The organism is Elioraea rosea (genome assembly GCF_007644105.1).
Lineage (GTDB): Bacteria > Pseudomonadota > Alphaproteobacteria > Acetobacterales > Acetobacteraceae > Elioraea_A > Elioraea_A rosea.
The window spans coordinates 45,265-63,700 of sequence record NZ_VFAC01000025.1; the positions used below are offsets into that span (position 1 = coordinate 45,265).

At 71.5% G+C, this 18,436-nt stretch carries 22 protein-coding genes and 1 pseudogene; 9 read left to right on the plus strand and 14 right to left on the minus strand.

Going from position 1 to position 18,436, the window contains the following annotated elements; translation table 11 throughout:
* Nucleotides 1-243: 243 nt before the first annotated feature.
* From acs to FIF60_RS15000, 4 genes are all read right to left on the minus strand, one after another.
* A complete protein-coding gene (gene acs / locus FIF60_RS14985; RefSeq protein WP_144186904.1) occupies nt 244-2,199 on the minus strand; it encodes an acetate--CoA ligase in 1,956 nt (651 codons plus the stop codon).
* 140 nt (nt 2,200-2,339) lie between these two features.
* Nucleotides 2,340-2,630 carry a hypothetical protein gene (locus FIF60_RS14990; protein WP_144186905.1) on the minus strand — a complete coding sequence of 97 codons (291 nt, stop codon included), beginning with the start codon at nt 2,628-2,630 and terminating at the stop codon, nt 2,340-2,342.
* Entirely contained in the window at nt 2,627-2,980 is a 354-nt protein-coding gene (locus FIF60_RS14995) for a Rieske (2Fe-2S) protein (RefSeq protein WP_144186906.1), read from the minus strand. Before FIF60_RS14995 ends, FIF60_RS14990 begins: the two co-directional genes overlap by 4 nt.
* A gap of 32 nt (nt 2,981-3,012) precedes the next feature.
* Nucleotides 3,013-3,606 carry a TetR/AcrR family transcriptional regulator gene (locus tag FIF60_RS15000; protein ID WP_158639241.1) on the minus strand — a complete coding sequence of 198 codons (594 nt, stop codon included), beginning with the start codon at nt 3,604-3,606 and terminating at the stop codon, nt 3,013-3,015.
* Between the two features lie 135 nt (nt 3,607-3,741).
* Here FIF60_RS15000 and FIF60_RS15005 point away from each other — a divergent pair, with 135 nt between their 5' ends.
* Entirely contained in the window at nt 3,742-4,503 is a 762-nt protein-coding gene (locus FIF60_RS15005; RefSeq protein WP_144186908.1) for an SDR family NAD(P)-dependent oxidoreductase, read from the plus strand.
* Nucleotides 4,504-4,534: 31 nt separating this feature from the next.
* Here FIF60_RS15005 and FIF60_RS15010 read toward each other — a convergent pair whose 3' ends face one another.
* Both FIF60_RS15010 and FIF60_RS15015 read right to left on the minus strand, forming a co-directional pair.
* Entirely contained in the window at nt 4,535-4,954 is a 420-nt protein-coding gene (locus FIF60_RS15010; protein ID WP_144186909.1) for an EVE domain-containing protein, read from the minus strand.
* 7 nt (nt 4,955-4,961) lie between these two features.
* Nucleotides 4,962-5,258, minus strand: coding sequence for a YciI family protein (locus FIF60_RS15015; RefSeq protein ID WP_144186910.1), 297 nt, complete (start codon nt 5,256-5,258; stop codon nt 4,962-4,964).
* A 99-nt stretch (nt 5,259-5,357) separates the two neighbouring features.
* Between FIF60_RS15015 and FIF60_RS15020 the strand changes: the two genes are divergently transcribed.
* From FIF60_RS15020 to ccmI, 7 genes are read left to right on the plus strand one after another with little or no spacing between them, the layout of a single operon-like run.
* Nucleotides 5,358-6,164 carry a heme ABC transporter permease gene (locus tag FIF60_RS15020; RefSeq protein WP_144186911.1) on the plus strand — a complete coding sequence of 269 codons (807 nt, stop codon included), beginning with the start codon at nt 5,358-5,360 and terminating at the stop codon, nt 6,162-6,164.
* On the plus strand, nt 6,164-6,346 hold the full coding sequence (ccmD, locus tag FIF60_RS15025; protein WP_144186912.1) for a heme exporter protein CcmD: 183 nt from the start codon (nt 6,164-6,166) through the stop codon (nt 6,344-6,346). The genes FIF60_RS15020 and ccmD overlap by 1 nt, the downstream gene beginning before the upstream one ends.
* A complete protein-coding gene (gene ccmE, locus FIF60_RS15030) occupies nt 6,343-6,864 on the plus strand; it encodes a cytochrome c maturation protein CcmE (RefSeq protein ID WP_144186913.1) in 522 nt (173 codons plus the stop codon). The genes ccmD and ccmE overlap by 4 nt, the downstream gene beginning before the upstream one ends.
* 16 nt (nt 6,865-6,880) lie before the next feature.
* Entirely contained in the window at nt 6,881-8,869 is a 1,989-nt protein-coding gene (locus FIF60_RS15035; RefSeq protein WP_144186914.1) for a heme lyase CcmF/NrfE family subunit, read from the plus strand.
* A 7-nt stretch (nt 8,870-8,876) separates the two neighbouring features.
* Entirely contained in the window at nt 8,877-9,449 is a 573-nt protein-coding gene (locus FIF60_RS15040; protein WP_144186915.1) for a DsbE family thiol:disulfide interchange protein, read from the plus strand.
* Nucleotides 9,449-9,913, plus strand: coding sequence for a cytochrome c-type biogenesis protein (locus FIF60_RS15045; protein ID WP_144186916.1), 465 nt, complete (start codon nt 9,449-9,451; stop codon nt 9,911-9,913). The genes FIF60_RS15040 and FIF60_RS15045 overlap by 1 nt, the downstream gene beginning before the upstream one ends.
* A 10-nt stretch (nt 9,914-9,923) precedes the next feature.
* Nucleotides 9,924-11,045 carry a c-type cytochrome biogenesis protein CcmI gene (gene ccmI / locus FIF60_RS15050; protein WP_144186917.1) on the plus strand — a complete coding sequence of 374 codons (1,122 nt, stop codon included), beginning with the start codon at nt 9,924-9,926 and terminating at the stop codon, nt 11,043-11,045.
* Here the strand turns inward: ccmI and FIF60_RS15055 are convergent.
* The 7 genes from FIF60_RS15055 to FIF60_RS15085 all read right to left on the minus strand — a co-directional run bounded on the left by FIF60_RS15055 (nt 11,042) and on the right by FIF60_RS15085 (nt 17,481).
* Nucleotides 11,042-11,641 carry an antibiotic biosynthesis monooxygenase family protein gene (locus FIF60_RS15055; RefSeq protein WP_144186918.1) on the minus strand — a complete coding sequence of 200 codons (600 nt, stop codon included), beginning with the start codon at nt 11,639-11,641 and terminating at the stop codon, nt 11,042-11,044. The two genes, ccmI and FIF60_RS15055, sit on opposite strands and share 4 nt — an antisense overlap.
* A 63-nt stretch (nt 11,642-11,704) precedes the next feature.
* Complete coding sequence (locus FIF60_RS15060; RefSeq protein WP_144186919.1) at nt 11,705-12,670, minus strand: sterol desaturase family protein; 966 nt, start codon at nt 12,668-12,670, stop codon at nt 11,705-11,707.
* Complete coding sequence (locus FIF60_RS15065) at nt 12,667-13,440, minus strand: polysaccharide deacetylase family protein (protein WP_144186920.1); 774 nt, start codon at nt 13,438-13,440, stop codon at nt 12,667-12,669. Before FIF60_RS15065 ends, FIF60_RS15060 begins: the two co-directional genes overlap by 4 nt.
* On the minus strand, nt 13,424-14,416 hold the full coding sequence (locus FIF60_RS15070; protein ID WP_144186921.1) for a YncE family protein: 993 nt from the start codon (nt 14,414-14,416) through the stop codon (nt 13,424-13,426). The genes FIF60_RS15065 and FIF60_RS15070 overlap by 17 nt, the downstream gene beginning before the upstream one ends.
* Before the next feature lie 98 nt (nt 14,417-14,514).
* Complete coding sequence (locus FIF60_RS15075; protein ID WP_239451649.1) at nt 14,515-15,210, minus strand: ABC transporter ATP-binding protein; 696 nt, start codon at nt 15,208-15,210, stop codon at nt 14,515-14,517.
* The gene (locus tag FIF60_RS15080; protein ID WP_144186923.1) at nt 15,203-16,336 is read right to left on the minus strand and encodes an ABC transporter permease; all 1,134 of its coding nucleotides are present in this window, start codon (nt 16,334-16,336) and stop codon (nt 15,203-15,205) included. The genes FIF60_RS15075 and FIF60_RS15080 overlap by 8 nt, the downstream gene beginning before the upstream one ends.
* The gene (locus FIF60_RS15085; protein WP_144186924.1) at nt 16,333-17,481 is read right to left on the minus strand and encodes an efflux RND transporter periplasmic adaptor subunit; all 1,149 of its coding nucleotides are present in this window, start codon (nt 17,479-17,481) and stop codon (nt 16,333-16,335) included. The genes FIF60_RS15080 and FIF60_RS15085 overlap by 4 nt, the downstream gene beginning before the upstream one ends.
* Nucleotides 17,482-17,577: 96 nt before the next feature.
* On the opposite strand from FIF60_RS15085, the gene FIF60_RS15090 reads away from it, so the two are divergent.
* Nucleotides 17,578-18,207, plus strand: coding sequence for an NUDIX hydrolase (locus FIF60_RS15090; RefSeq protein ID WP_144186925.1), 630 nt, complete (start codon nt 17,578-17,580; stop codon nt 18,205-18,207).
* On the opposite strand, the pseudogene FIF60_RS21660 reads toward FIF60_RS15090, so the two are convergent.
* A pseudogene (locus FIF60_RS21660) lies at nt 18,165-18,436 on the minus strand (MBL fold metallo-hydrolase); the annotation flags it as partial. The gene FIF60_RS15090 and the pseudogene FIF60_RS21660 sit on opposite strands and share 43 nt — an antisense overlap.

The window sequence follows — 18,436 nt, forward strand, 5'->3', positions numbered from 1 at the left end:
GGCACGCGATGCAACCCGCTACCGCTTCCCTCCGTTAGCTGGGCGCAACTGCGTGTCAGAGGAGAGAGCGCAATGAACAGTGTCATCTACATCATCGGCCTGGTGGTCGTCGTCGTCGCCATCCTGAGCTTCCTCGGCCTCCGCTGACGCAGGGGCCTGGACAGGGCTACCTGGCTGCTGCCGAGCGAGCTCGACCCCATCGGGGCGAGCTCGCTGGCTTCCCATCGCGCCGACCGAGCCGCCCTACCCCCCGCGGTTCGCCACCAGGTCATCGACCACGGTCGGATCAGCGAGGGTGCTCGTATCCCCGAGGTTCTCCGTCTCGTTCGCGGCTATCTTGCGCAGGATGCGGCGCATGATCTTGCCCGACCGCGTCTTCGGCAGCCCCGGCGCCCACTGGATGACGTCTGGCGAGGCGATCGGGCCGATCTCCTTCCGTACCCACCCCACCAGTTCCTTCCGCAGCTCCTCCGTTGGCTCGGTGCCGGAGGTGAGCGTCACGTAGCAGTAGATGCCCTGGCCCTTGAGGTCGTGCGGCATGCCAACGACGGCCGCCTCGGCCACCTTCGGGTGGGCGACGAGCGCGCTCTCGATCTCTGCCGTGCCCATGCGGTGGCCGGAGACGTTGAGCACGTCGTCGACACGGCCGGTGATCCACCAGTACCCGTCTGCGTCGCGTCGGGCGCCGTCGCCGGTGAAGTACATTCCTGGATAGGTCGAGAAGTAGGTCTGCTTGAACCGCTCATGGTCGCCATAGACCGTGCGCATCTGGCCGGGCCATGAATCGGTGATGCAGAGATTGCCCTCCGTCGCGCCCTCGAGAAGCTTGCCCTCCGCATCGACGAGGACGGGCTTCACGCCAGGCAGCGGCAGCGTGGCCGAGCCGGGCTTCTGGTCCACCGCGCCGGGGAGCGGCGAGATGAGGATGCCGCCCGTCTCGGTCTGCCACCAGGTGTCGACCACCGGGCACCGCTCGTCCCCCACCACGCGGTAGTACCAGAGCCAGGCCTCCGGGTTGATGGGCTCGCCGACGCTTCCGAGGATGCGCAGCGACGCGCGCGAGGCCTTTTTCACCGGCGCCTCGCCCTCGCGCATCAGCGCGCGGATCGCCGTGGGCGCGGTGTAGAAGATGTTCACCTTGTGCTTGTCCACCACCTCCCAGAAGCGCGAGACGGAGGGGTAGTTCGGGATGCCCTCGAACATCAACGTGATCGCACCGTTCGCGAGCGGGCCGTAGACGATGTAGGTGTGCCCGGTCACCCAGCCGACATCGGCGGTGCACCAGTAGACCTCGCCCTCGCGGTAGTCGAACACGAGCTGGTGCGTCAGGCTCGCCCAGACCATGTAGCCGCCGGTCGTATGCAGCACGCCCTTCGGCTTCCCGGTCGAGCCCGAGGTGTAGAGGATGAACAGCGGGTCCTCCGCGCCCATCGGCACCGGCTCATGCTTCGGCGAGGCCTTGGCGCAAAGCTCGTGGTACCAGTGGTCGCGCCCTTCCTGCATCGCAACGGCCCCGCCGGTGCGCCTGACGACGATCACGTCCTTGATCGTCGGGCAATGCTTCAGCGCGGCGTCGGCATTCGCCTTCAGCGATACCTTGCGGCCACCGCGCAGGCCCTCGTCCGCCGTGATGAGAAGCGTCGATCCGCAATCCTCGATGCGCCCATGCAGGCTCTCGGGAGAGAAGCCGCCGAACACCACCGAGTGGATCGCGCCGACGCGCGCGCAGGCGAGCATCGCCACCGCGGCTTCGGGGATCATCGGCAGGTAGATCGTGACGCGGTCGCCCTTCTTCACGCCGAGCGACGTCATCGCATTGGCGAGCCGGCAGACGCGCTCGTGCAGGTCGCCATAGGTGATGTGCGCGCTCTCTGCGGGGTTGTCGCCCTCCCAGATGATCGCTGTCTGGTTCGCGCGCGCGGGCAGGTGCCGGTCGAGGCACTGGACGGAGGCGTTCAGCACCCCGTCCTCGAACCAGCGGATCGACACGTCGCCCGAGAAGGAGACGTTCTTGATCTTCGAGGGCGGCTTGATCCAGGAGAGCCGCTTCGCCTCGCCAGCCCAGAACGTGTCCGCGTCCTTCGCCTCGGCCTCGACCATCGCGCGGCGCTTCCCGGCATCGACATGCGCCTTCGCCGCGATCTCGGGCTTCACCGGGATCAGCGTCTCCCCCGTCTTCGGGGCCACGGTATCGGGCATCTCGTTCTCCCTCCCGGTTCGTTGCGGTGCAGCACGCCGGCCGGTGGCATGGCACGGCCGGGGCGTCGCGCGCGTTGCTTTAGGTCAAACGATGGCCCCGCCCAAGCCCCCACGGCAAGGGATGGGATGCCGCCCCGCGCTTACCGTCTCCGCCCAAGCCACCAGATCGCCGCGGCGAGCGGCGGCCAGACCGCCGCCCAGGCATCGGCCAGAACCAGTGCCGCGCGCAGCCCTTCGACGCGGAACCGCCACTGGTCGCCGGCCAGGATGCAGCCGAGCAGAAGCAGCGTGGCAAGGAGCGCCGCGAGCGGCCCGCGCAGCGGTCGCCCGCGCAGGCGCTGCACCGCGAGTACGGCGAGCAGCACAAGCGCCGTCGCGGCCGCGACCATCACGGCCGTGAACCCAGGGGGGATCACGGCGATCGAGCTCATGGCGCCTCGGGATCGACGAAGACAACCCCGTCCTCGATGCGGAACGGGATAGGCTCGAGCGCCTCTCCGGTGCAGGGACCCTTGATGCACATCCCGTCCTCGATGCGGAACAGCGCGCCATGCGTACCGCAGACGATGTGCTCGCAGCGGCCGTCGAGGAACCGGTCGGGCGCCCAGTTCAGCGGCACGCCGACATGCGGGCAGGAATTCTCGTAGACGACCACCTCCGCCCCGCGGCGGACGGCGAAGAGCCCGGAATAGGAGCCTGGCGAGGGAGCGAACTCCTTCGCCCCGCCATCAGGGATGTCCTCGAGCCGGCATAGGGCGCGCCAGGGTATCTCATCATCCATGCCCGCGCGGTTCCCACGGCGCGGGCGGCGCGTCAACGCCTCTGGAACGCGTCGAGCGCACGCACCGCTGCCGCGGCGGCCGCCTCCGCCGCCTTCCTGTCTCCGGCCGACCGGAACTGCGCGGCGATGCCGTACATCGTCGCGGCCAGCAGCCGCGCGAGCCCCTCCATGTCGGCCGCGGGGTCGAGCAGCCCGGCCGCCTGCCAGCGCCGGAGCGCCGTGGCGAGCATCGCGTGCTGTCTCGCTGCGACCGCGGCGACGGCGTTGGCGGCATCGGCCGGCAGCGCCTCGCAGGCCGACAGCGCGTCGGTCACCAGGCAGCCGTGCGGCAGTGCGGGGTCGTCAAGGGCCGCGATCTGGCCGGCGAAGAGGGTGGCCACCCCCTGCTCAGGCGTCTCGGCCTCGAGCGCGGCGAACACATGGCCTGCTGCCATGCCGGCATAGCGCCTGAGCGCGATGGCGAACATCGCCTCCTTGCCGCCGAACGCGTTGTAGAGGCTGCCGCGCTTCAGCCCGGTCTCTGCCTCGATCCGCTCAATCGAGGTCTCCGAATAGCCGTGCCGCCAGAAGGCCCGGGTGATGCCTGCCTCGGCCGCCTCGGTGTCGAACTGCCGTGCGCCGGCCATGGCGCGTTCCATCCGCTTCCGTGATGAGCCGAATTGGTGTTTGAATGCATGTTCAATCTTGAACGATCAATCAAACATCTCCATCGTCATGCCGCGACCGCAACGGTTCAACCATCCATCGACAGGACATATCCCATGACCACCCCTTCCCAGCGCCTTGCCGGCAAGCGCGCCGTCATCACCGGCGGGTCCTCGGGCCTGGGCCTCGCCTCGGCCAAGGCGCTCGCCGCAGAGGGCGCCCGTGTCCTCCTGACCGCCACGACCCAGGCCCGGGCGGATGCGGCCGCCGCAGAGATCGGCCATGGCGCGATCGCCCTCGGTGCGGACGTGCGCTCGGCGGCCGACCTCGCCGCGCTCGCATCCCGCGCGAAGGAGGTCTTCGGCGGGCTCGACATCGTCGTCGCCAATGCGGGGACCGGCACGTTCGGCCCGATCGACACGGTCACCGAGGAGGAGTTCGACCGACAGGTCGGCATCAACTTCAAGGGCGTCTTCTTCACGGTGAAGGCGCTGAAGCCGCTGCTCGGCCGCGGCGCGAGCGTGATCCTCACGGCCTCGACCGTGCATGCGAAGGGGCTTCCGGGCGCGGCGCTCTACTCGGCGTCGAAGGCCGCCGTGCGCAGCCTCGCGCGAAGCTTCGCCGCAGAGTTCGCACCCGACGGCATCCGCGTGAACAGCATCTCGCCCGGCTATGTCCGCACCGCCTTCCAGGACAAGATGGGCATGCCGGCAGACGCCCTGGCAGGCTTCGAGGGGGCGGTCGAGCAGATGACGCCACTCCGCCGCGGCGGACGGCCGGAGGAGATCGCCGACGCGGTGGTGTTCCTCGCCTCGGACGCGGCGAGCTACGTCACCGCGGTCGATCTCCCGGTCGATGGCGGGTTCGGCAGCGTCTGAGACGTCAGGACGCGGGTGGAAAGGGCTCAGCTCAGCCCTTCTTCACCCCGCCCATGGCGCAGATGGTCTTCCACTGCTCGGGCGTGACGGGCTGCACCGAGAGCCGGCTCTGCCGCACCAGAGCGATGTCGGCGAGCGCCTTCTCGGCCTTGATGGCCGCGAGCGTCACCGGCTTCGGCACCGGCCCGACCGCCTTCATGTCCACGCACACCCAGGGGCTGCCCTCGTCGGCCGTCGGGTCGGGGTAGGCCTCGCGCACGACCTCGACGATGCCGACGATCTCCTTGCCCTCGTTCGAGTGGTAGAAGAACGCGCGGTCGCCCTTCCTCATCGCCTGGAGGTTCAGCTTGGCCGAATGGTTGCGCACCCCCGTCCAGGGGGTGGTGCCGTCGGCCACCTGCTGGTCCCAGGAAAAGGCGTCAGGTTCGGACTTCACCAGCCAGTAAGCCATGGCGCGCTCAGCCGGCAACCTGCTGGCCGTCCTTGAAGACGATTCGCATCGGGCGGATCACCACGCTCTCGAACAGCCCGGCCTTGGCATAGGGGTCGGCCATGATGAAGGCCTCGGCCGACGCGCGGTCGGGCATGTCGATCACGTAGAGGCTGCCGCGGGGCTTGCCCTCGCCGTCCAGCACCGGCCCGACCACGACGAACTTCTCCTGGTTCGACTTCAGGTACTCGAGATGCGTCGGCCGCGTCGCCATGCGCAGCTCCACGCTGTCGGGCTTGTCCACGCATTGGATGGTGAAATGCATTCCCCGTCTCCTCGCTTCGTCGTGTGTGCCGCGCGCTTGTGCCACGCGCCCGGATTCCCTTCAAACCCCGGCCGCCCGCCCATATGATGGGCGCAGACGATGGACGGACCGCCCGCCACACCACCGGCTCCCAAGGCGCCAACCCTGGGGAATGCCCTGCACCGCTTCGCCAACCCGGGCCGCTTCATGCGGCTTTCCGGCGCGCTCCTGCCGTGGCTCGCGGCCGCAGGCCTCGCGCTCTCCGTCACCGGCCTCGCCTGGGGCCTCGTGTTCGCGCCGAGGGACTGGCAGCAGGGCGACACGGTGCGGATCATGTTCATCCACGTGCCGGCCGCGTGGATGGCGATGGGCGGCTATGTCGGCCTCGCCGTCGCGTCCTTCATCGGGCTCGTCTGGCGCCACCCGCTCGCCGACATCGCGGCCCGCGAGATCGCCCCCGTGGGCGCCGTGTTCACCGCCATCTGCCTGATCACCGGTAGCCTCTGGGGCAAGCCGATGTGGGGCACCTGGTGGGTGTGGGACGCGCGGCTGACCTCGGTGCTCGTGCTGTTCTTCCTCTATGTCGGCCACATCGCGCTCTCGAACGCGTTCGACGACCCCGAGCGCGCCGCCCGCCCTGCGGCGATCCTCGCGCTGATCGGCGCGGTGAACCTGCCGATCATCAAGTTCAGCGTCGACTGGTGGAACACGCTTCACCAGCCCGCCTCGGTGACGCGACTCGGCGCACCTGGCATCCATGTGGACATCCTCCAGCCGCTGCTCGTCACCGGCCTCGGCTTCCTCTTCGTGTTCGCGGCCCTCGCCCTGCTGAGGACGCGCACGGGCATCCTCGAGCGGCGCGCACGCGCGCTGATGGCCGCCCGCGCTGCCGAGCCGGCCGCGACGCCGTCCGCTGTGGCCGTGTGATGGATGCATCCTTCTGGGCGATGGGCGGGCACGCGGCCTTCGTCTGGCCGTCCTACGCCATCGGCGTCGGGCTGATCCTCGCGCTCGCGATCCTGTCGTGGCGCGGCTATGCGGCGGCGCGCGACGCGGTGGCGCGGCTCGAGGCGGACAATCCGCGCAGGCGGCGGGGTGGAGAACGATGACGCGCAAGCGCCGGCGGATGTGGATCGTGCTGCTCTGCGGGCTTGGCCTCGGCACCGCTGCGGCGCTGACGCTGACCGCCTTCGAGGACAGCATCGTGTTCTTCCACTCACCGTCCGACCTCGCCGAGAAGCAGGTCCCGCCCGGGCGCAACATCCGCATCGGCGGGCTGGTCGAGGCCGGCTCGGTCTCCCGCGCAACGGACGGCGACCGGATGCAGACCGCCTTCCGCGTGACCGACGGCGCCGCCTCGCTCCGCGTGACCTATCGCGGCATCCTGCCCGACCTGTTCCGCGAGGGGCAGGGCGTGGTGGCGGAAGGCGCGCTCGCCCCGGACGGTTCGTTCCGTGCCAGCACCGTGCTCGCCCGCCATGACGAGACCTACATGCCGCCCGAGGTGGCCGATGCGCTGAAGCGCGCCGGGCACTGGCAGCCGGGCGAGCCGCCGCCGCCGGCGCGCGAATGGAACACGCTCCAGCCTGCCTCCGCCGGCGCGGACACGCGCCGGGCGACGAACTGAGCGGGGACCCGGCGACATGATCCCCGAGCTCGGCCACTTCGCCCTCGTCCTCGCGCTGCTGCTGGCGGCAGCGCAGTCGATCCTGCCGCTGGTGGGTGCGGCGCGCGGCGAGACGCGCGGTGCGCTGCTGATGGCGACGGGCCCGACCACCGCGGTCGCGCACGCGCTGTTCGTCTCGCTCTCCTTCGGCTGCCTGATGTGGTCCTTCGCGGTGTCGGACTTCTCTGTCGAGAACGTCGCGCAGAACTCCCACTCGCTGAAGCCGATGCTCTACAAGATCACCGGCACCTGGGGGAACCATGAGGGCTCGATGCTGCTCTGGCTCCTCATCCTCGCGCTCTCCTCGGGCGCGGTGGCGGTGTTCGGGCAGAACCTGCCGGCGACGCTGAAGGCACGCGTGCTCGCCGTGCTCGGCATGGTGGCGACAGGCTTCCTGCTGTTCACGCTGGTGACCTCCAACCCCTTCAACCGCGTCTGGCCGCTGCCGGAGGACGGGCAGGACCTGAACCCTCTCCTGCAGGACCCCGGCCTCGCCTTCCACCCACCCTTCCTCTACCTCGGCTATGTCGGCACCGCGGTAGCCTTCGCATTCGCCTGCGCCGCCCTGATCGAGGGGCGCGTCGACGCCGCCTGGGGGCGCTGGGTGCGGCCCTGGACGCTCGCTGCCTGGTGCGCACTCACCCTCGGAATCGGGCTCGGTTCGTGGTGGGCCTACTACGAGCTCGGCTGGGGCGGATTCTGGTTCTGGGACCCGGTCGAGAACGCCTCGCTGATGCCCTGGCTTCTCGCCACCGCGCTCCTGCACAGCGCCATCGTGGTGGAGAAGCGCGAGGCGCTGAAGGTGTGGACCATCCTTCTCGCCATCCTCACCTTCTCTCTCTCGCTTCTCGGAACGTTCCTGGTTCGAAGCGGCGTGCTGAACTCGGTGCATGCCTTCGCCAACGACCCCGAGCGCGGCGTGTTCATCCTCATCCTGCTCGCCATCACCGTCGGCGGCTCGCTGCTGCTATTCGCCTGGCGCGCGCCGTCGCTCGAGCCGAAGGGCATCTTCGCGCCCATCTCGCGCGAGGGTTCGCTGGTGCTGAACAACCTCCTGCTGGCGACATCCTGCGCGGTGGTGTTCGTCGGCACGCTCTACCCGCTCTTCGCCGACCTCGCCTTCGGGGCGAGGATCACCGTCGGCCCGCCTTTCTTCAACGCAGCGGTGTTCCCGGTGTTCGTGCCGCTCATGGTCGCGATGGCGGTCGGCCCGCTTCTGCCTTGGAAGCGGGCGGACCTGTGGGCAGCGCTCGCACGGCTCAGGCTCGCCGCGGCCATCGTTCTCGTCTTCGCCGTGCTCTACATCGCCGCGGTCGACCGCCGCCTGCTGCCCGCGCTCGGCTTCGCGCTCGCCCTCTGGATCGTTCTCGCCGCCGCGACCGACCTCGCCGACCGCATCCGCCTCGGGCGTATCCCGTTCGCCGAGAGCCTCGCGCGTGCACGCGGCCTGCCACGCGGCATCGTCGGCGGCATCATCGCGCATGCCGCCGTCGGCATCTGCCTCGCCGGCATCGCGGGCAAGGGCATCGCGCCGGAGCGCATCACCCTGATGCGCCCGGGCGAGACGACGACGGTCGGACCCCACACGCTGCGCTTCGATGGCCTCCGCGACATCAGCGGCCCGAACTGGCGCGGCACCGCAGGCACGCTCACCCTCCTGCGCGACGGCCGGGAGGTCGCCACGCTCTCGCCGCAGCGCCGCTTCTATCCGGTGCAGCGCATGTCGACGACCGAGGCGGCGATCCGCACCTCGGGCGTGGCCGACCTCTACGCCGTGATCGGCGAGACCTCCGAGGAGGGTCAGACCGTCGTCAGGCTGCACTGGAACCCGCTCGCGCCGTGGATCTGGGTCGGCACCGTGCTGATGGCGGTGGGCGGGCTCGTCTCGCTGTCCGACCGCCGGCTCCGCGTCGGCGCGCCGGCGCGCCGGCGGCGTGAGGCGGCCGTTCCCGCGCCGGCGGAATGATCCGCCAATGACACGGCGACAGGTCATGTTCGCGCTTCCCGCGCTTGCCACGCTTGCAGCGGCGGGCGGGTTTTACGCGATGCTCTCGGGCATGCGGCGCGGCAGCTTCGACCCGCGCGGCGTTCCCTCCGCGCTGGTCGGCCGGCCCGTGCCCGAGTTCGCGCTCGCCCCCCTTCCCGGCTGGGACAAGCCGGGCCTTTCGTCGGCCGACATCGCCGCCACCGCGCGCGCGCGACCGGTGCTCGTGAACTTCTGGGCGTCCTGGTGCGTGCCCTGCCTCGTCGAGCATCCGCAGTTCATGCGCTACGCCGCCGAAGGCATCCCCGTGTTCGGCATCAACTACCACACCGGCACCCAGACCGATCCGGGCGCGACAGCCTGGCTCCGCAGGCACGGCGACCCGTTCGCGCGCATCGGCATCGACATCACCGGTCGCGTCGCCGTCGATTTCGGCGTCTACGGCGTGCCCGAGACCTACATTGTCGACCGCACAGGCATCATCCGCTGGCGCATGGCCGGGCCGATCACGCCGGAGATCGACGCAGAGCAGGTGCGGCCGCTTCTGCGCAGCCTCTCCTGATGCGCGCGCTTCTTCTCGCCCTGCTGCTCGCCGCCGCGCCGGCGCTCGCGATACCTGCCAAGGCGATCGTCGACCCGCGCGAGATGCTGCCCGACCCAGCGCAGGAGGAGCGCGCCCGCGCAATCGGCAAGGAGCTTCGCTGCCTCGTCTGCCAGAACCAGTCGATCGACGACAGCAATGCCGGCCTCGCGCGCGACCTCCGGCGCATCGTGCGCGAGCGCGTCGCGGCGGGCGACAGCAACGAGCAGGTGATCGCCTTCGTGACCGACCGCTACGGCGACTACGTGCGCCTGACCCCGCCGCTGAATGCCGTGACCGTCGCACTGTGGGCCTCGCCTGCCATCGTGCTGGCCTTCGGCGCGCTCGCTGTCCTTGCCTTCTACCGGCGCCGCCGCGCCATAGCCCCGCCCCCGCCGCTGACGGAGGAGGAGCGCGCGCGCCTCGCGCGGCTCTCGGCGGAATGAAGCAGCCGCAATGACCGTGACCTGGATCGCCTTCGGTGCCGCCACGCTTTTCGCCGTGCTCGCCATCCTCTGGCCGAGCCTGCGCGGCGTGCGCGCCTATGCGCCACGCGCAGCGCACGACGCCGCGCTCTACCGCGCCCAGCTCGCCGAGCTCGAGCGCGAGCGCGAGGCCGGACGGCTGAGCGACGCCGAGCATCGGGACGCCGTGCTGGAGGTTCAGCGCCGCCTTCTCGCCGCCGCAGGCGAAGCCGCGACGGCCGCGGCCCCCGCGCCGCAGGCGGGGCGCTGGCTCCTGCTCGGCACCGCCGTCGCCCTGCCCACGCTGGCGCTGCTTCTCTACCTGCCGCGCGGCACACCCGACATGCCCGCCTTCCCCTTCGCCGAGGTGAAGGCCCAGCGCGACGCGGAGGACGCCGAGGCCGAGGCACTGATCGCGCGCGTGCGCGAGCGCATCAACACCTTCCCCGAAGGCAGCGACGAGGCGCGGCAGGGCTGGGTTCTGCTCGCCGGCGTGGAACGTCGGCGCGGCAATCTCGCCGCCGCCATCGGTGCCTATCGCCGTGCGCTCGCCGTCCGATTCGAGCCGCAGCTGGCGGCTGACCTCGCCGAGACGCTCTCGATCGCCGCCGAAGGCCGCGTGACGGACGAGGCGATGGCGCTTCTCCGCCGCGCGGCCGCAGCCGATCCGGGCGACCTGCGGGCGCGCTACTACCTCTCGCTTGGCGCGCTCGAGCGCGGCGACCCGGCCGCTGCGCTCGAAGGGTTCCAGAGCATCCTTGCCGCGACGCCACCGGACAGCCCCGTCCGCGCCCTCGTGACGGAACGCATCGCGGAGGCAGAGACCCGGCTTCGCGCCGGCGCTGCCCCCGGGCCCTCGCCCGAGCAGATGGCGGCAGCGGCCGACATGCCGCCCGAGGAGCGCCAGAGGATGATCGCCGGCATGGTCGATCGCCTCGCGGAACGTCTCCAGCGCGAGCCGAACGACGCGGAGGGCTGGCTTCGCCTGGCCCAGGCCTATCGAATCCTCGGCCGCGGCATGGAGGCGCGCGGCGCGCTCGACCGCGCCGCAGCACTTCTGCCCGACGACCCCCGCGTCGTCGCCGAGAAGATGGCGCAGGGCCGCGGCGGCTAGGGGCTTCTCCGCACGGGCGGGTGGAACTGCGGCGCCTCGCGCCGGTCGAGCATGCCGTAGTCGCGGATGATGCGGATGGCGAGCCGCCGCGCGGTTCCCTCCCCGATCGCGTCGACGGCGCCGTCGAGCGTCGCGTAGCCACCCATCGAGAGCATCTCGTGCGGCTCGAGGATCGCGGTGAAGCGGTCCTTTACGAGCGCGCCGGGCATCGTGGCGCCGCCGGCGACGAGCGCGAGCGCGGTCGCCTCGCCCGTCTCCGTCACGTCGAGCCGTGAGGCGGCGGGGAGCGGCGCGGCACCCTCCCCGCGGATCGCTGCCACCTCGCCGACGCGGAGCCTGTAGTCGTCGAGCACCTCCGCCCGCCCCTCTCCCTGCGCGGCGAAATGCCCCGCATGGGTGCGCCAGCGGATCAGCGCCTTCTCGTCGCGCCAGAGCGAGAGCGACAGGAGCAACCCCTCTCGCGTGTCGCTCCGATAGCGCGTGTTCTCGACGAAGCCCTCGATGCGTTCGAGCTCTGGCCGGAGCATCCGCGCGATGGCGAGATACCGCTCCCACCGGTCCGGGCGCGGGCGCACCTCGAAGATCACCGCGAACATCGCCGCCTCATGCGCCGAGCATGCCCGACCGGCGCCGCGTGCGGTTCGGCCCTGGCCGAAGCGTCACGCCCGGCCGGCGAGCGCGCGGAGGAAGCGCTTCGCGCCTTCGACCTGCGTTCCCCACCACGAGCCGGTGGCGAGGCTCTCGCTTCCCGACAGGTCGCCCGTCGGCGGATACGCGCCGCCGTAGCGGGCCGTGCCGAACAACATGTCCCAGATCGGCAGGAGCACCGCGAAATTGCAGCCATGCACGCGCGCATCGACGCCCTCGTCATGGTCGAGCGCGTGGTGCACGCGGTGGAAATGCGGGCTGACGACGAGCCTGCCGCCGACCCGCCCGAAATCGAGCCGGACATTGGCGTGCGAGAGGCTTTCCATCACGCGCATGACAAGAAGCAGGAGCGGGAACTGCCCGGGGGGAACGCCGATCAGCACCGCGACGCCCGCGAACCAGAACCCGGCGATCAGATCGTCGATCAGGTGGTTGCGGTCATCGGTCCAGAATGTCATCTGCCGCTGCGCGTGGTGAACCGAATGCAGCGCCCACCACCAGCCGAAGCGGTGCTGGAACCGGTGCCGCCAGTACTCAGCGAAATCGAGGATGACGACGTAGAGCGCGAAGGTCAGCAGCGGCCAGTCGCGCAGCGCGGGGAGCATCGTCTCGAGCGTCAGCGGGATCACGCCGGCATTGGCGAGCAGCGCCTCCCAGGCAACCTCGAGCGGCTGCAGCGCGACGAAGGCGAAGAGCGGAACGAGGCCGAGCCGGTTCAGCAGCGTATAGGTGACGTCGGTGCCGACGGTGCTCCTTTCGCCTGGCGCGCGCCGCTCCACCGGCAAGGCGGCCTCGAGCGGGCCGCACACGATCCAGGAGACGAGCACGGTGGCCGCGCCGAAGAGCGCGAAATCGAGCCACTCGAACGCGTCCTCCTCCCACCGCATCCACCCCGCTGAATAGAGCCCGGGCAGAAGCAGCGTCTGGAAGATCCAGACCTTGAGGTCGAGCCAGGCCTCGCCGATCCAGCCGATCATCGTCGCGCCTCCGCAACTAGGCGGGGCGGCGGGGCGGTGAGGGTGGCGAAGCAGAAGCCGCGCGCCTTCAGCCCCACGACGAGGTCCTCGAACACGTCGGCGTATTTCTGCGCGCGCGAGCGGATGCCCCAGTGCATCACCAGCACCTCGCCGTCGCGGATCGAGGCGAGGGAGCGGCGCAGAAGCGCGTCGTTGGGGTACCGGTCTGACGGCAGCTCGTCGCCGAGGAAGCCGTGCTCGGTCCATCCCACATGGGCGAAGCCGCAGGCGGCGGCGAAGGCGATCGCGTTCGGCGTCGTGCGCCCGCCAGGGGCGCGCCAGATCGGGTCGAAACCGCGGCCTGTCATCGCGCGAAGCCGCTCCTCCGGCGCGCGCAGCTCGGCGCACATCGCCTCGCGGTCGAGCAGCGTGCCCTCGCGCGCGCCCCCAGCTGATGAAGGATGGGGAACGAACCGTACGCGCTCGCCCTGGTCGCCGCGGAAGTACCAGTGCCGCATCGTGTGGCTGCCGAAGGCGTGGCCCTCGGCGACCCGCGCAAGCCAGAACGGCGCCCAAGGCTCGGAGAGCGAGGTGTCGCCGCGATGGGTGCGCTCGTCGGCGAGGAACAGCGTCGCCTTCACGCCGTGCCTGGCCATGATCGCGGCGATCTGCTCTGCCCTGTCCATCCAGCCCGTGTCGATGGTCAGGTACACCGTCTTGCCGCATTGGGCGGATGCCGGAACCGCCAGGGCGGCGAGCGCACCGGCGAGAAGGCTACGCCGGAAGAGCATGGAACAGGATGCCGTGCGGGCTTCGGCCGACAGGCAGGTTGGCGATCACCACGCCGGTCTCGATGTCGATGACGCCCACCCTGTTCGCCACGCGCTGGGTGAACCAGAGCTGCCCGCCATCGGCCGAGAAGTCGAGGCAGTCTGGCGCGCCTGGCGCGCGCATCGTCCGCACGGCGGCGAGCGTTCCGGCATCGAGCGCGGTGATCGTGCTCGCCACGCGGTTCGTGACGTACAGCGTGAGCCCGTCGGGCGAGGGGAAGACGTTATGCGCGCCGGCGGCGGTGCGCACCTTGGCCAGGGTTCGCCCATCCTCCGGCGCGTGAACGGTGACGTTGTCCTCGCCCATGTTGGCGACGAGCAGGCCGTGCCGGGCATCGTGGATGATGCCCGCGGGCGTCTTGCCCGTCGGCGCGGTCCAGAGAAGCCTGCCGGTCGCGGCCTCGACGGCGGCGATGCGGTTGTTGCCCTGGAGTGTGACGTAGGTGACGCGGTTGTCCGGGCTCCACGCGATGTGGCTCGGCATGTCAGGTGCGGCGAGGCGATGGCGGAGCTCGAGCGTTGCCGCATCGTAGATGTCGATCTGGTCGCGGCGGAGGCTCGCGACGGTCAGCATCGTCCGGTCGGGGCTGAAGAGCAGGTGGTAGGGGTTGGAAATGCGCAGCCGCCGCGTCACCGCCGCCGTGGCCGGATCGAGGAACTGGAACTCGTTCCCGGCGCTGTCGCCGAGCACGATCTCGCTGCGGTCGGGCGTGTAGACGAGGTGGTGCGGCTCGCGCAGCGTCGGCACGCGGATCTTTTCCACGCCTGTCATCGCGTCGAGCACGCTCACCGTCGCGTCGCGGCTGTTCAGGACGTAGACGAGCCCGGGCCGGGGCGAGATGGCCTGGGGGGCCGTGGCTGCGCTCAGGCGCGCGGGCAGCGCCGCGGAGGCCGCCGCACCGGCCAGGAAGGACCGCCTCGGAAACGACCAGCCCATGTTCAACTCCCTCGTGGGTCGCATTGCTCTACCATCATCCGGCCCCCGCGCGGAACGGGCAGGATCTGCCGGGCTGCCCACGGGGGAACGCGCGGCCCTCATGCCGCCTCGTCGATCCGGCCGTCGCGGAGGGCGACCATCCGGTCGAACCGGTCGAAGATCTTCTCGTCATGGGTGACGACGAGCACGGCCGCCCCGCGCTCCCGCGCGACGCGGCGGAGCAGGTCCATCACCGTCCTCGCCCGCTCGCTGTCGAGCGCGGCGGTCGGCTCGTCGGCGAGGATGATCGGCGGGTCGTTGGCTAGCGCCCGGGCGATCGCGACGCGCTGTGCCTCACCGCCGGAGAGCCGTGCCGGCATCGCCGCGGCCCGCCGGCCGACGCCGAGGAAGTGGAGCAGGCCGCGCGCCCGCACCCGCGCGGCATCGAGTTCGGCACCGGCAAGCGTCATGGCGAGCGCGACATTGTCGGTCGCGTCGAGGAAGGGCAGGAGGTTGTGGAACTGGAAGATGAAGCCGATCCGGTTCCGCCGCAGCGAGCGCAGGTCGGCCACCTGGTAGCGGCCGCCCTGCCACACGACGCTGTCGCCGAGCGCGAGCAGGCCCGCATCGGGCGCTATGATGCAGGCAACGACGTTGAGAAGCGTCGACTTGCCGCTGCCCGACGGCCCGCGGATGCCGACGACCTCTCCCCCCGCGACGGCAAGGCTGACACCGTCGAGCGCGCGCACCGCCGCCTCGCCCGTGCCGAACTGCTTGGCCACGCTATCGAGGCGCACGAGCGGCGCCTCAGCCACCGAGCGCCGCCTGCGCATCGATCCGCAGCGCGGCGCGAATCGAGACGATGCTGCCGAGGATGCAGATGGCCACCACGATGCCGAGCATCGCCGCGACCTCGGCGGGGCCGAGCGCGACGGTGCGGGGGAACTTGTCACGCACCGCGAAGAGCAGGGCCGCGCCCATCGCGAACCCGGCGAGGCCGAGCAGCAGCGCCTGCTGAAGCACGAGCCCGGCGATCGTCCTGTCCGGCGCGCCGATCAGCTTCAGGGTCGCGATCTCGCGCAGCTTGTCCATCGTCATCGTGTAGATGATCAGCGCGATGATCACGGCGGTGACGAAGAGAAGCACCACCGTGAAGAGGCCGAGCTGCGCCCGCGCGCGGTTGACCACCGAGCGCGTGAGAAGCTCGGCCTGCTCGGCATCGGTCAGGGCCGCGAGGTGCTTCCAGCGGCGGATCGTGTCGGCGACGGCATCGGCCTCGGCGCCGGGGTGGAGGCGTGCGATCACGGCGTTGACCGTGTCCGTGCCGCTGCCGCCGGCACCCGCCGCAGCGGCACGCCGCGCCGCGGGAGGGGCGAGCTTGAACTGGAGGTCCTGGCTGTCGCGGAGATGGATGAACACGAGCGGGTCGCCGCCCGAGGCCACGAGGTCGCGCGTCAGCCCGACGATGCGGTAGCGGTCGCCCCCGAGCGTCACGGTGTCGCCGAGCGCAAGGCCTGCGCGACGGTCGGCCACCATCTCGAGGCGTGATCCGCCGAGACCGCGCCCGGAGGAGATGCTCGAGGGCCCGCCAGGGCGGCCTGGCTCGTAGCCCATCACCTGGGCGCGGATGATGCGCCCCGGGGCGGCCATCTCGGCGGTGCGCAGCGTGATCGAGCCGGCTGCCGCGACCCCGGGAACGCGGGCGACGATCTCGCGCACGTCCCCCGGCACGCGGCTCGCTTCCGCGAAGGGCCCGCGCGTGCCTGCCTCGACCACCCAGAGTTCCGCCGCGAGGCTGCGCGTCAGCGCGAGCGCCTCGGCCACCACGCCCTGGTAGATGCCCACCATCGCAAGCGCGACACCCAGCAGAAGGCCGACGCCGAGGCAGGTGATCAGGAACCGGCCGAGCCTGTGGCGTATGTCGCGGAGCGCGAGGTTCACGGGGGCCTCGCCACGGCACGGCGCCCGACGGCGAAGCCGGTGACGATCTCCGTCGCCACCGGCAGCCCGCCAGCGGCATCCGGCGCGAGCGCGAACCGGGCGTCGAGGGTGCGTGCGATCACCCGCACCGCCCGCCGCGCCAGACGCCCGTCCTCGATCACCCAGACCTGCCCGCCGGCACCGTCGAACCCCGCCATGGCGGCCTCCGGGATGAGCAGGGCGGACGCAAGCCGCCCGGTCTCGATCTCCGCCTCGATCTGCTCGCCGAGATAGACCTCGGCCGGGCACGTCCCGCAGCGGAGATACACCCGGCGCTCCTCCGTCACCCGGTCGCTCTCGAGGCCGATGCGCACCACCTCCGCCGCGATCGGCTCTCCGGGGCGGCTCCGCATCCGCACGGTGGCAGGCTGGCCGAGGCGAAGGCCGCCCGCCCGTCCCTCGTCGATATGGGCGAGTGCCCAGACCGTTCCGGGCGCGACGAGGGTGAACACGGCCTCGCCCGGGTTCAGCGGCGCGCCGGGCTCGCGGTGGCGCTGGATCACGAGGGCGGCGAAGGGCGCGGCGAGGCGGTGCTTCTCAAGCGTCGTACGCTCGGCGAGCAGGTTCGCCGCGGCATCGGCACGGGAGGCGCGCGCCACGGCCGCGTCCGCGCGGTTCACCGCGAGATCGGCCATCGCGGTCGCGACCTCGGTCTCCGCCTGCTCGGCGGCCTCGATGCTTCCCGAGCCGCGCGCGGCCAGTTCCCGGCGACGGCGGGAGTTCGCCTGTTTCTGGGTCAGCAGCGCCTCGGCGCGTTCGCGCGCGGCCTCGGCCCGCTGCGCCACCGCGTCCGCCATATGCACCGCCGCCTCGGCCCGTGCGACGCGGGCGGCCTGGGTCGCATCGGCGAGCTCGGCGAGAACCTGGCCTTCCTCGACGCTGTCGCCATGGTCGGCATGCACCGCACGCAGCGTGCCCGCGACGTCGAAGCCGATGCGGGAGAGAACCTGCGCCTCGATCGTGCCGAGGCCGAACACGCGGATCGGCACGTCGCGCGCCACGGCGGCAACCGGAACGGGGAGCGGGCGAAGCCTCTGCCAGGCAAGCCCACCCGCGATGGCCGCGAGCGCGAGGACGAGGAGGGCCGGTTTCCACAGGCGGCGCATGCCTGCCTCTCTACGCCCAGCGGGGCCCCCGATCCTTGCGCTCGATCAAGAGCGGCCGGGGTTGCCGCCGCCTCGGATGCGCCCCACCCTTCCCCCATGTCCGACGGCGCCGACCCCAGACCCCAAGCCGCGCGCCTGCGCCCCACCCGCCCGGCCGCGGCGGCGAGCCTCGTGCTCGTCCGCGAAGGCAGCGAGGGGCCCTCGGTGCTGATGGGCCAGCGCTCGGCGCGGCACCGCTTCATGCCGCGCGCGCTCGTCTTTCCCGGCGGGCGGGTGGACAGGGCCGATCGTGCCACCGCGGGTGACGACCCGCTCGGCGCCTTCGCCGCCGCCGCCCTGCGCGAGACGGAGGAGGAGACGGGCCTCACGGCCGCCGCGATGCCGCCGCCGCTCGCCTATCTCTGCCGCCTCGTCACGCCCGCGCATCTGCCGATCCGCTTCGACGCGCGGTTCCTCGTCGGCCGGGCGGAGGATTTCGCCGGCACGCTCGGCGGCTCGGGCGAGCTCGAGTTCCTCCGCTGGATCGCCCTCGAGGAAGCAGCGACGCTCGACCTCTCGCAGCCGACCCGGGTGGTGATCGAGGAGCTGTCGATCTGGCTCCGGCACGATGCGTCCGGGCGCGCCTGCCACGTGGCCGGCACCTGGCGGCACCGGGCGGGCTGGCTGCGGCGCGACCCGCCGGGTCAGTTCACGGCGCGGAAGATCTCGCCGCCGCCGGGCGCCTGAACGCGCCGCACGCTGCCCTCGCCCTCGAGCTTGAGGAGATGCGCAAGCACCGACCGCTCTGCTGCGCGCCGCAGCGCCTCGGCAAGGCCCGGGTAGAGCATCGGCACGATCTCGGCCGGCGTGCCCGCGCCGCGCCCGACCGCCTCGCGCACGCCCGCCTCGCGCGCCAGCCGGTGCGCGAGCAGCGCCTCGGTGTGGCCGCGCGGGTCGGCGATGGCCGGGCCGTGGC